Raw genomic sequence first — 12,682 nt, forward strand, 5'->3', positions numbered from 1 at the left:
AATATCATGATCAGGAGCCCATCTGATTTTCAGAAGATCGTTATTCGAAGTGGAAGGGATCCAAATGCAAGGGAAGCCCTCCTTTCAAGAAACAAAGCGAGGGATATCGCCCTGAACAGCGCATCTAAAATCGAAAAGTTCAGAGAGATCCTGAAAGAGCATAATGATAGCAGATTATTTATTTTCACCGAGCACAACAAACTTGTCTATAGGATATCAAAGGAATTCCTGATACCGGCTATAACCTATAGAACACCAGGCAAGGAAAGGAATGAGATCCTTGATCGGTTCAGGTCAGGAGAGTATAGGGCAGTTGTTACGTCGAAAGTCCTGGACGAAGGCATAGATGTTCCTGAGGCAGACGTGGGTGTGATCCTGAGCGGAACAGGCAGTGGAAGGGCTTTTATTCAGAGGTTAGGAAGGATACTCAGGAAGAAGGAAGGAAAGCAAGCTGTCCTGTATGAGATCGTATCGGCAGAGACAAGCGAGATCAACACTGCAAAAAGAAGAAACAAAGCTTTAAAATAGGACTAAGAATGCTTACCAGTGACCTTCTTGTTACAAAAAGCTATAAAGGAAAGATCGAACCAGTCTATGCTAAGCTTGACCGGACAAAACTTGAGATAGCAGGTTCTCTAATAGATATATTCCAGAAACATGTCGGTAAAACATATGGAGAACTCTCTGAAGAGCTTGAAGGTATCGAAGAGCTCGATTTCCGTTTGATAAGAGGCCTGTCTCAAATACTTAAGAGAAAATGCGTCATCGAAATGGATGCGAGCATAGATCCATCAACTGCCAGAAAAATGGTTTTTGAGGATTGCAAGGGTGCTGTATTTGATATAATAGAAAGAGATAAGGTCATAAACAGGGTCGCTGGAAAGTTATCAGTTAAACCAGATGAACTGGAAAAGGTCCTGTGGGCAGATATGGAGGAGAACTCGATAATCAAGGAATTCCAGACAATAACCCCTGAAGACCTGCTCAGACAATATAATCTGTCACTGACACAAACCCTTCTATTTAAAGCAACAGGCATGGAAATCCAAATAGAGGATAATTTCCAGGAGGTCTTCTGGAAGATCAAAAAGTTTGGATTGATGTACTCCATAGAGGATGGCAGGATATATCTTGATGGAGCGGTTTCCTTGTTCAAACTGACTGAAAGATACGGCACTTCCCTGGCAAAACTGCTGCCAACTATCATGAAGTGCAAGAAATGGAGCTTAAAAGCAAGTATCTTGAAAAAAACAATGACTGGAAAACGGATATATGATTTCACTCTCGATAACACCCGTCCAATATTTGATATTGAACCCGATTCCAACTCCGGTTTGGAGACCTTTGACAGTGCTATTGAAAAGGAGTTCTCTTTGCTTAGTTTCAATGACTGGCATGTCAAGAGAGAATCGGCTGTACTGAAAGCAGGTCAATACGCCTTTATTCCCGATTTTTCCCTCGAGAAGGACGGCAAGAAAATATATGTTGAAATAATCGGTTTCTGGACACCTGAATATCTCAAGAAGAAGATCCAGAAGATAAACCTGCTGGAGAGGAAGGAAAAAGAAGATATGATACTTCTTGTGAATAAGAAGCTTGCCTGCTCTGGCTCGGAATTCAATATGGATAACATCATTTTCTATGACCGCAAGGTGCCATATCTTGAAATGATCAAGATTCTGCGAAAATATGAAGAGAAACAAGTCATAGAGGACATTGAAAGACTTAAAAATGTTGAAATTGCTTTGGAAGGAAATATTATCGATCTCGAGGAGACTGCCAGAAAATACAGTGTCACCCTCGATGCTTTGCTTAATGCTATTAAAAACGAAAACAATGCCAATGGTTATCTGCGGATTGGACATCAGCTTGTGGATGATCAAACCCTAAAAGCTGTTGAGGACGAGTTGAATGGTGTAAAAAAGTACAACGAAGCTCTTATTATTATCGAGAAATATGGGATTAAAGGTCAGCAGTTATTTGATATTCTCGGATATAAGGTGAAATGGAGCGGGCTTGATCCAGATAACGCAGAAATAGTGAAACTCTCATAGCCAGATAGTCATTATTTTCTCAGATGAATGGCGGTTGTGTGGAGAACATACAAACAAGAACAAATGAAAATCAGAGTTGGTACTATTTCGACATCATAATAGTACAATAACTGCAGCAAACTACTTTTGGGAGAAGATTATAAAAGTTCTTGTTTGGTTGTAACAGGCAACATATGGATGGCTTATAGTGATAAACAATAAAGTATACGTTTTCAATGCAGCATTGAAACATAGGAAAGGTATCTGGCGCCGTATTGAAATAAAAGACGATCAGACACTTGGAGATTTGGATAGCATCATGCGCCAAGCATTCAATCACGATGATTATCACCTTGGTGAATTTTTTTCAGGCAGGGTATGGAAATCAGAAAGCTTGGGTGAAATAGAATCTGATGGGAGTGGTGCCGGTGCTAAAAAGAAGATCGATGAACTTAAACTTGTAGAAGGCAACACTATAGAATATGTTTATGATTTTGGTGATGATATCCAGCATGTAATCAAGCTAGAGAGAATTGTAGACACCGTGGCGGGAGCGAAGTATCCCCGTGTTACTTCTAAGAACAAAATAAGAAACCGATATTGTGTATCTTGCAAGAAGATACAAAAGAAAACGATTGCTACATGGATCTGTATTGATTGCTCGGAGGAGGAACAGAAGCAAGTGCTTTTATGTGAGGATTGTTTGGGGGAGGAGCATGAGGACCATTATGGAGAAGAATTGCTCTTATGATATATTTCCTGTCACCCAGGAAGACGTTTCTGCGATGCACTTTGACATAGTGGAAGGATTTTTAGATCTTCGTTGTGGAGCAAAACACTATTTATCTCCGATGTGTTTTTGCTATCAAGTTAACACATTGGGCTTTTATCCTTTTAAAAAGATCATGTAATTTTGAGTAGGAAATAGGTTTTCTACAAGAGCCTATTTCCTACATCTTTATGGTACGCATATTTTCGCCGGTAATTGCCTGAAGGGGAAGAATCATAAAAAATTCACAATGTTCTCAGTAATATCCACAAACTCTGGTGGTTCTAACTGTCTTGAGGCTTTTTTTTAGTGTTAGAAATATATGTTTTTGCTTGAACTGTTCTTCAAAATGTTAATTTCTACAAGGCAGAGCTTCTGTATGGTGTGGTCTTAAGCTAATGATCGAATTACAAACGCAACCATCCCGCCGCAGGCGGCGCGGTCCGACGCCACTGATAAAAGAATAGACAGAGCCTTTATGCTTAATCTTGAAACTGTCGGATAATACAGGATCAAGATCTCATCTGACTCAATTAATGCGCAAATTTTATGGCATGAACTCATTTTTGTCAGGTTTCCCGCATTCACGGATTTTGGAGCTCATCCTGATAATCCCTGGGCAGGTGAATGGAGTGATTGCTATTTTCATTCTTTTTTAGTCTGTTCTTTCTTTTTCTCCGTTGTTGTGCTGAAATTGAATTGTCGGACAGCCTGTTCAGTCGGAGGTCGTTGAATTTGGTGGTAGATTCAATCTGGGTCGATAATTTTACTGTATACTAACCGTTCGATAGGAAGCCCTAAAATTGGGATAGGAATATGATAATCACCCTTTTCCTGTTCGTTGTAACGTTGCACTCGTGCTCCTGAGGGAAGGTCCAGCCAGTGGACGGCGCTTGCTACTCCGTCTGCTAGTTCTGCTGAGCCTTCTGGAGTCTGCAAGTTAAGGTGCTCTTTCCATAGTTCGATTCGCAGCCAGTGAGCAAAATGGTAGGTCATCGCAATATCATTAGAGGTGTCATAAATCCCAGCGGCGACCTCACTATCGTGTGACCAACTACGGTTATTTGTATTGAGAGAACCGATTACCGCGAATTCGTCGTCGATGATCCAGAGTTTGGAGTGGACATAAGTGTGAGGGATCTTTCCTTCTTTGAAGGTCTTTTCGTCATAGTCCTGAGGACACGAGACAAAGATGCGAACTCGATCTCCTCCTGCTTCTCTAAGCTTTCTTATGAATTTGCGGCGATGATGTTGGACCAGTGGTAAGTCGATCAATTTATAATACGTGAGGACAACAGTAAGGTGTTGGATCCCTCTCTTCATGGCTGCACATAAAGCTTCTTCCACCTGCGGATTTCCCACAAAATACTGATCCTCGGTGTAAATGAACCGCTTTGCATTGTTTATGGCACAGAGAATGATCTCTTTTGCCGTTAGCTCGCCTCCGGGTGCGAATTCGTAGTCATAATCCCCGAAAGTACGGCCGATCTGCACTATCTGAGACCCAGCCGAGGGCGGCATTTCTTTGAGTGTTATTAGCGGCCCTTTGCCTCCCATTGCAACGGACCGGTTATACTTTTGACCCTCTGCATGATCATTCCAACGTTGAATAAAAAGATGTACCAGATCCATTGCTGCAGGGCCGCGGATCCTGCAATGTACATCGTGGAATGGAGAGCCTTTTCCCACTTCTTGAACGCGATCCGGGTTGAAATCAATACCTCCACAGAAGCATATCAATCCCTCTTCTCCCAAAACGCAGAGTACCTTTTGATGTTGAGCACCTATATTCATAGGAATAAATGGAATGCCTACCCATGAAAACGGTGGAAAATCCTCGTTACCACGGCTATCGAGGATCGCAGCGCCACTATCCAGCGAATTTATGTGATCGGCCTCAGCGCTGTTCTGGGTGGTGAATTGTTGATTCCAGAGCATGGCACGAACCATAACACCTTTGTCGTGTGAGGCCTGAGAAAGTAATAAACCAAGGTTTACTCCTGGCTCATCACTATCAAGTTCGAACTCTTTATCCATCCACCAATTCAACATATAGATGAAGTGATCAGCTTTTTCACCAGTCTCCGATATTCCCGTGGCTGTACGAATGGCTGCGACAATTTCCTTAAAAGTCTCTTTGCCGTCAATCAAATACTTAACTTCGTTACCCTCATAAACAGTGGGCATTTCTTTCTTTACATTTCTGGGACTTTTGACTATTTTAGGGGTTTTTGATCGAATGCGCCCAACTGCACGCTTAATTAATGCTAATTTTTGACTTCCCAAATAGGTATTAATAAGCCTCTCTTCTCCAGGATCAAATTCCGTCTTAAACCAGGATTTTCTCTCATCCCTGAAAGGGTCACCTGGGACACATATTGTATTGAGGACGCCAGTCCCAACCTGAGCTGTTCGAGTAAGTAACGATTCCGGCGGGTCTAGTCGATGAGGAGGGGAAAGAGTACTAGCTACCATATACCTCCTCCAACCTTTTTTTGGTCTCTTGGTCTATGGTGCCGGTTACCTTAAGAGGTGGATGAGCTGTTTGGAACCTTTGTATCGCTCGCTTGGTTTGCTCGTCATATTGTTCCTGGATCTCTTTGCTGGCAAAAAAACCTAAGTTGTTCAGGCGTGCTTGTGCACCAGCTATCTGGTCACCTGGGGCCATGCTATCTACGATATGGAGACCGATGCTCCAATTTTCGATTTTCATATCGTCTGTGTTCTTTTCACTTGTGTGGAGCAGCTTCTTGTCGAGTATCAAGTTACCTGTTTTCGCTCCCGCTGGAATGTCATGTTGAAGTATGCCTTCATTATTGGTTATGCCTTCAAACATCTGTTTATCCACTTCCAGTCGGTACTTGGACATTTTAAGAGGCTGACCTAGGTCGTTAATGAGACGAATTCGTAAGGTCTTGGTCAAAGGAGTTGTTTTAGCTAACAAATTTTGACACTTCCGCTTTTTGGTTCGATTTCTAAACCATTTTTCTATGATGTGGCACTATTGTATGGCTTCCTTCCACTATCTCTCTTGATGTCGGGCAAGGGTCAGGCCAGATGTAATCTTTATACTTTTTCCCCACCATTGCCCTATTCAAAGCTTGAGTGTAGCAGGTCCTGCTATATCCAAATTTTCATTGAACTCTTGCTCAGAAAGTGAGCAATGATTTTTTTAAATTTCAGTTATTAAAGTTGAATCCTTCAAATAAAAATCAAAGAAATCTTTTCCCCACTTGAGGGATTTTTCACTACTACATAGTAGATATGAAAGATCGACTTCTTTACCTGTTTTTAATAAGGCCATTATTATATAATAGTCATTGACTGAAATGAACTGAAAATCCATTTCTCGAGGAGAAACAAAAACATGAATCAATTTATTTGAAAGCATCGAAGAAAACTCGTCATATTTTTCTTCTAAAAGTTTATCAAATAGCACTTGCGAAGTAATAAAGTATATTTCAACATTGGCACCAGTCAACTCTGCCGTTAACTCTGGAAAATTAGGGTGGAGAAATGTAGTTACTATATAATGAGATTTAGACTTCTTAGTTGCTTCATGAAACTCTTTGTTTATTTCATATAGCTCTGTGATATGAGGTTTAATTAACGTGCATTGCCCAAGCTCATCTATTCTCTTCAAAAGATGTGAAGGAACAAAATCAAGGTAATGAGTTCCCCAGTAATCAATATCAGTATCAAAGACCCCAATTTTATCTATAATAGGCTCCATGTAGTCAACTATCAGTTTTCCAATAGTCGTTAATTCATAGACGTCATGAGAATGAGTAATTAGATAATGATCCTCAAGTATTCTGATCTGGGGAAGCAATGCCTGCCTGGTGGTATCAAGAGGGTTGAGAAGGAACTCCATCTCCTTTGGACCATCCTGTAGCAATAGCAGAGTGTTCTTTCGCTTCTCGGATGCAAATATCACATCAAGTAGAGTTTTCTTCAATATGCTCACTCCATAATTTTCATATGTTGGCAATCATATTTAATATCAGCCGAAACAAGCACAAAACTTTATCGGTACATAAAATGAATACGAATTAGAAGGCGTCATTTTAGAAAAGTTTTAAAATGGTAGGTTACTTTCAGTTTTGTTCACGTACGCCAATTAATGCCGTATGATAAGAAAAAATGAAAGTTAAAGTGTTTAACTTTAATAGGTTATCAAGTCAACAACCCCCGACTGAACAGGCTGTCCGACAATTCCAATTTATCGTGAACCTCCCCTCCCTGAAGAAGTGGTTTACATTTGGAAAATCATTTTTGAATATATCCTTTGCCTCTTCCAAGGTGTTTGCATGTATGGGCACTTGTGTTCGTTCCCAACAGAGTCTCCCCGAATATCTCTTTGCACTTTGAACAGAATTTCTTTTCTTGTTTTGGTATATTATCACCCTATGCAAATACCATTAAAGAGTCTAGTCTGGCTGTCCCCTTACGGGTCCAGTATCCACAGATTGCACAATGCTGTATATTCTGGTAGAGGTCACGCAGAAGTGCCTTGCATTCAGGACATTCAGTTAGCTGCCTCAATTAATTACCCCTCCCACTTGTATTGGAATTCCACTTGTATCCGGAAATACGCTTTTCTTGGTCCGGTATCCACATATCTCACGATGCTGTATTTTTTTGTCCATGTAATAAAGGCGTGCCTTACACTCAGGACATTCTTTTAACTGTTTCAACTATTAATCTCCCCACATGTATCAGGAATTATTTCTCAACATGATTGCTGAGACCCCCATCCTGACTCTTCCTATGAACAACCTATTTTTACATAACCTAAACCGTGTTTAAATTCAGAAACCTATCTTAAATCACAAGCTATTCAATTATTTGACAACAACACATTATCTTATTTGGAAATCGATGAGGAGTAAATGCTTATTGAAATTTTAACGTCGTTAAAACATTGTTTGCAAACAAAAGATAATATCATTCGTAAGATTAAGAACGGTTGATATTAAATAAAGAAAAGACCTACTGATTATTGCGGGTCGTTGGGGAATGAACCGCAATTTGAGAGTGGGTTAGTTGAGAGATGTTGGGGAATATCTCGGATCCGTAAGGACAGAGGTGCTTCAAAGCGTGGTGGTTTTCCAGGCACCTCATCTTACTTTCTTAATCAGGTCAAAAAGGGTTTCTAGTATAAATCATTCTCGTAATCGAAAATGTTTTCCTGCAGGGAATATTTTGATTAGAGTTCAGTTACTGGTGTTGCTTCTTTCAGATAATACTCAAATAATTCTTTTTTCCAGAGCTTTTGTCCTGTTTGAGTTCCTCTGCTACCAAAAGAGCAGTTGATGAATCTTTTCCCATCTCTATCAACAGCAACTCAGATCCAGCAATATTTTTTTTGTTTCCTATATAAGTATGCATCTCATCCAATTCAACGATATCTATCTCATTCTCACTTTTTAGATCCTCTAACTCCTGGCCAAATCTCTTTATCCAGTTTTGAACAGAGACATGACTTACTCCTAAGTAACGTCCTATTGAACGAAATCCCAATCCTTTCAGATATAGCTGTAATGCTTGTCGTTTAACAGAGAGAGGAAAGGCTGTTGATTTAAGTTCTACTGTATAATTATATCCACAGTCATGACATTCATATCGTTGACGTTCGTTAACTATACCGTTCTTTTTGTGATTAGAGCTATTGCACTTAGGACAGTCCATACTTAAACAGAAGTTGTCATAGTATATAACGATACATGATTACCAAAGCCCTTTATTTTTAAGAATAATATTATTCCATTTGTCTAGCAATTCCCCAACTACCTTTAATGAGATAGGCTTGGAGATATAGTCATTCATCCCCGCTTCAAAAAACTTATCTCTGTCACCTTTCATCGCATATGCTGTCAGTGCAATTATAGGTATATCCTTATTGATCACCTTGGATTCTGGACTTCGAATTATCTTAGTAGCTTCCAGCCCATCCATCTCAGGCATTTGAATATCCATAAGTACCAAGTCATATGGTTGTGTCTCAAGAGCTTTTATAGCTTCTACGCCATTGTTAGCAGTATCCACATCGAATTCCAGGTTAATTAGCATAGATTGAGCAACTTCCTGACTGTGCATGTCATCCTCGACCAGCAAGATCCTCAGTACGTTATTGCTGGTTTGAATCAAATTCTCTTTTTCATACTTTTCTACCCACTTTGCTTTGGACTGTTTTTCCAGCCGTACGGTGAACCAGAACTCCGATCCCTCTCCAACTTTACTGATAACACCAATATCTCCATCCATCATTTTGACCAATTGCTTGGATATTGCAAGTCCCAGACCTGAGCCACCGAATCTACGGCTGTTTGAGGCGTCCGCCTGGGTGAACTTTTCAAAGATCAGGTCGATCTTATCCTCGGGAATGCCAATGCCTGTATCGCTCACAGAAAAGCGCAGTATAACATTGTCACAGTTATGGGATTCTACTGAGATATGGATTATTACTTTTCCTTCTGAAGTGAATTTTATGGCATTTCCTGTAAGATTGGTAAGTATCTGGGTCAAACGACTTGGATCACCATGAAGCAATAAGGGAACATTCTCTTTAAGGCTATATGATAGTTCCAACCCCTTAAGCTGCGCACGCAGGCCCATAGTGTCGATGAAGTCTTTGAGAAGATTTAGCAGATCAAAGTCCAGTCTTTCAAGTTCGAGTTTACCAGCATCTATCCTTGATATATCAAGTACATCTTCTATAAGATTAAGGAGCATTCCCCCACTTTTTTGTACAATTTGAGCATAGTGTCTTTGTACATCGCTCATCTCGGATTCCATTAGTAAATCGGCAAAACCGATTATCGCATTCATGGGGGTTCGGATCTCATGGCTCATATTGGCAAGAAACTCTGATTTGGCTGCATTGGCAGCTTCTGCAGCCTCCTTAGCATTTATTAGCTCCATCTCTGTCTTCTTGAGTTCAGTGATATCGTTGTTGACTATTATTGCTCCCAACATCTCTCCATCATCACTTAGTACTGGAGCCGTATAATTGAGTATGATCCTTCTTTTATTATCAAATGCCTCAATTTCCAGAAGCTCATCCTCTATTGTTACACCTTCTTTGATAGTGTGGGCCAGTGCCCAGTCTTCAGGAAGTATCTCTTCTCCCGAGGGTAGTCTCCATGCTTTAAACACACCATATTCTTCCTGAGAAATAAGCGGTTCAGCTCCCCATATACGCTTTCCTGCAGGATTCCCACGCAGCAGTTTTCCATTATTATCGGCAAACCATAGCCCAACAGGTAGAATATCAAACACCTTGTTTAGGAGTGTTTCACGTCGCTTTAACTTTTCTTCTGTTTGTTTGCTTTTAGTAATGTCCTGGAGCTGTTCAACTATGAAGAGAATCTCTCCATTCTCATCCAGTATAGGATTACTTGTTGCTCTTATATACTTATCAAGTTCAGGTACATATCTATCTGCAGTCTCGATCTTTTTTGTTTCCATAGCTTTTTTTAACTGACAATTTGGGCATACATCTTGGCGCCCTATCAGCTCATAACATTTCTTACCCACCACATCCTCAGGTGACATGTTCAACAATTCATAACCAGCTTTGTTATAGCGCATAATTGTAAAGTCGGTTTTCTGGAAAGCTACTACGTCCTGTAATTGATCCAGCATGGCTTCTAGGATATTGGAAGTTTCCTCCAGGTTTTTCTCTGTCTGCTTGCGGTCGGTGATGACCTCGGTGTAAACAATAATTCCACCAATCGATCCATCCATTTCGTACCAAGGGCGGCATTCCCAGCGAGTCCACTCTACGGTGCCATCCTCCCTAATATATTGATCATCTTCAGCACTTATAACTTCACCAGCAAGCGCCATTTGATGAACGTCTCTCCACTTTTGGGGTAGATCTGGGAATACTTCGTAGTGGTGTTTTCCTATGATATCCTTCTTTTTGACCTTGTACTCGTCAAGGTATCGCTGGCTGACATATATATAATTTAAATCGCGGTCGTGTACTGCAACAGCACTTCTTGTGTGTTCTACGATATAGCTCAATAAGTTGTGAGAATGCATCAAAGCTTTTTCTGACAACTTGCGATCAGTAATGTCTTGATTAACACCATAGGATTTGACAGTTTGACCTTTACTGTTTTTTACGATAAACCATTTGACTGCCAGGTAACCTGTGCTCCCGTCAGCATAGAGCATGCGATGTTCAATATAACGACTGAAGTCTGAATCTCCAGCATCCAATGCCTTACGTGTCTCCTCTGAGACCATATGACGATCATCTGGATGTACAAAACGCCTGGCATAATCCTCGATTGGCATTCTATAGCCGCCCATTTCCTTAGCATTCGTGTGGAATATGGAGTAAAACTCATCCGAAAAAGTAAATATACCCTTGACAACATCAAGTTCCCAGTGGCCAAGCTTTCCGATATTTAATGCATTGGATAGTTGCTGCTGGCTTTTATGCAGTTCCTCTTCTACATTTTTACGTTCTTCCTCTCTGCCAATAGCCGAGGCTATGAGTCCAATGATATGTTTGTCATCCTCACTGGGTTCTATCTCGTTCTGATACACGACACAAAGAGAACCGACAACCTCAGTGCAACACATAACTGGATGACCGATATAAGTCTGAAGATTATACAATGCCACATTTGGGTCCGTCTTGACATAGGTTTTTTCGCCTAGATTGCGCACAATGTAAGGTTTGGAGATAACGCCTTTGATCAGGTCGTAGCAGATATGCCCTTGCGCGTGATCCTCTGATATATAGTCTGGAGGAGTCTGCCATTGTCCAACAGAAGATAGCATGTCATCATTAAGTCGGTTGTATAGGGCACATGTACCATTTAAGAGTTCACCGCAAAGCGCTGTCAGGATGTTAATATTGGCTTCATAGTCGGCGCCCAAATCAAGCAGACAGCTGTTTATTTTAAACATCCGTTCCACACTTTCTTTATTTTTCATTATCTTCCCTTCTGTTTTGCCTTTGGCGCACTGTTTTAGTATTGTCAGACCATGATGGAAACTGCCTATATTATAAATATATTATTTATTTTATTATTGTTTATATTACATAATATTTCAACTTTTGCTTATTATAACGTTAATACTAACAAGTTCTATGAATTAAAGAAGGAACTGCAACTATCTGCTTTTCTGTGACAACGAAGATATACCAGAAAAAGGCACCGACAACCTGCACTTCTCATCCCTGAGCACCTCCCAGCTCCTCGTAGAGCATCGCCTCCACGAACATAAGGTAATCGCCCACTGAAGTTGTCAACGACCCCCGACTTCGGTCAGGAGTTGTTGACTTTGCATTTGAGCGATGATATGGTTTCTACGGGACACAGAAACTACTTCATTACCTATAAAACGAGAGTGTTTTTTGTATTAGGTCTTAGGTGTATATTCAATTCCATGAGATCTTAAGTACATAACTGACCCTACTTGAAGGATAACAAGTACTGTATCAATGAGCGTATTGGCAACATCACCAAAACCAGGAACTAACCCAATACTCATATCAGTACCTATGTTCAGTATACCACATATTAAAACAAGCATGATCGTAGTCTTTACTCTTGAACTTTGTAGTATTATTTGTGTTACTTCATTTCCGGTCATTTTTTCCTCCATTATATAACGTAAATTATACGGCTCTGTAGAAAACCTATCAAAATCAATATCATCTGGTCAATTTTGACAAGACGGTCAATAGCTGGCAGTATATTTGAGATAATCATGGACTATTATCCCTCCCTGAATAATGAGGATTTCTACAGAGCCAATGTCTATTATAAGTCGCTAATCGCATATCTTCAAGACCAACTCTCAGAGCGCGATGGCCTGTTCGGGGAAAAACTCTCACCGGGTTCCCTCTGATAAT

The 12,682-nt window shown here is 40.4% G+C and carries 9 protein-coding genes and 1 pseudogene; 4 read left to right on the plus strand and 6 right to left on the minus strand.

From position 1 onward, the window contains the following. From Q8J68_RS01250 to Q8J68_RS01260, 3 genes are all read left to right on the plus strand, one after another. Nucleotides 1-528, plus strand: a 528-nt coding sequence (locus Q8J68_RS01250; RefSeq protein ID WP_305309756.1) for a helicase-related protein, incomplete at its 5' end; no start/stop codon positions are given. An 8-nt stretch (nucleotides 529-536) separates the two neighbouring features. Continuing rightward, a complete protein-coding gene (locus tag Q8J68_RS01255; RefSeq protein WP_305309757.1) occupies nucleotides 537-2,054 on the plus strand; it encodes a DUF790 family protein in 1,518 nt (505 codons plus the stop codon). 187 nt (nucleotides 2,055-2,241) lie between these two features. Next, a complete protein-coding gene (locus Q8J68_RS01260) occupies nucleotides 2,242-2,784 on the plus strand; it encodes a hypothetical protein (protein WP_305309758.1) in 543 nt (180 codons plus the stop codon). A 765-nt stretch (nucleotides 2,785-3,549) separates the two neighbouring features. Here Q8J68_RS01260 and Q8J68_RS01265 read toward each other — a convergent pair. The 6 genes and pseudogenes from Q8J68_RS01265 to Q8J68_RS01290 form a co-directional block, all read right to left on the minus strand. After that, entirely contained in the window at nucleotides 3,550-5,277 is a 1,728-nt protein-coding gene (locus Q8J68_RS01265; protein ID WP_305309759.1) for a phosphatidylserine/phosphatidylglycerophosphate/cardiolipin synthase family protein, read from the minus strand. After that, nucleotides 5,267-5,671 carry a peptidoglycan-binding protein gene (locus Q8J68_RS01270; protein WP_305309760.1) on the minus strand — a complete coding sequence of 135 codons (405 nt, stop codon included), beginning with the start codon at nucleotides 5,669-5,671 and terminating at the stop codon, nucleotides 5,267-5,269. Before Q8J68_RS01270 ends, Q8J68_RS01265 begins: the two co-directional genes overlap by 11 nt. A gap of 303 nt (nucleotides 5,672-5,974) precedes the next feature. Continuing rightward, nucleotides 5,975-6,769, minus strand: coding sequence for a helix-turn-helix transcriptional regulator (locus Q8J68_RS01275; protein WP_370867577.1), 795 nt, complete (start codon nucleotides 6,767-6,769; stop codon nucleotides 5,975-5,977). Between the two features lie 1,293 nt (nucleotides 6,770-8,062). Then, nucleotides 8,063-8,493 (minus strand): annotated as a pseudogene (locus Q8J68_RS01280) (IS1 family transposase); the annotation flags it as partial. A 39-nt stretch (nucleotides 8,494-8,532) separates the two neighbouring features. Then, a complete protein-coding gene (locus Q8J68_RS01285) occupies nucleotides 8,533-11,757 on the minus strand; it encodes a PAS domain-containing hybrid sensor histidine kinase/response regulator (protein ID WP_305309762.1) in 3,225 nt (1,074 codons plus the stop codon). Nucleotides 11,758-12,186: 429 nt separating this feature from the next. After that, nucleotides 12,187-12,420, minus strand: a complete 234-nt coding sequence (locus tag Q8J68_RS01290) for a hypothetical protein (RefSeq protein ID WP_305309763.1) — start codon at nucleotides 12,418-12,420, stop codon at nucleotides 12,187-12,189. 75 nt (nucleotides 12,421-12,495) lie between these two features. On the opposite strand from Q8J68_RS01290, the gene Q8J68_RS01295 reads away from it, so the two are divergent. Further along, nucleotides 12,496-12,678 (plus strand): hypothetical protein, encoded by a 183-nt coding sequence (locus tag Q8J68_RS01295; protein WP_305309764.1) that lies wholly within the window; start codon nucleotides 12,496-12,498, stop codon nucleotides 12,676-12,678. Nucleotides 12,679-12,682 lie beyond the last annotated feature (4 nt).

Source organism: Methanolobus sp., from assembly GCF_030682845.1.
Taxonomy (GTDB): domain Archaea; phylum Halobacteriota; class Methanosarcinia; order Methanosarcinales; family Methanosarcinaceae; genus Methanolobus.

What these genes read in the sequence shown, in the direction of transcription:
- Q8J68_RS01255 (WP_305309757.1), top strand. Translation starts at nt 537, where the DNA reads ATGCTTACCAGTGACCTTCTTGTTACAAAAAGCTATAAAGGAAAGATC.
- Q8J68_RS01265 (WP_305309759.1), bottom strand. Translation starts at nt 5,277, where the DNA reads ATGGTAGCTAGTACTCTTTCCCCTCCTCATCGACTAGACCCGCCGGAA.
- Q8J68_RS01270 (WP_305309760.1), bottom strand. Translation starts at nt 5,671, where the DNA reads ATGTCCAAGTACCGACTGGAAGTGGATAAACAGATGTTTGAAGGCATA.
- Q8J68_RS01285 (WP_305309762.1), bottom strand. Translation starts at nt 11,757, where the DNA reads ATGAAAAATAAAGAAAGTGTGGAACGGATGTTTAAAATAAACAGCTGT.
- Q8J68_RS01290 (WP_305309763.1), bottom strand. Translation starts at nt 12,420, where the DNA reads ATGACCGGAAATGAAGTAACACAAATAATACTACAAAGTTCAAGAGTA.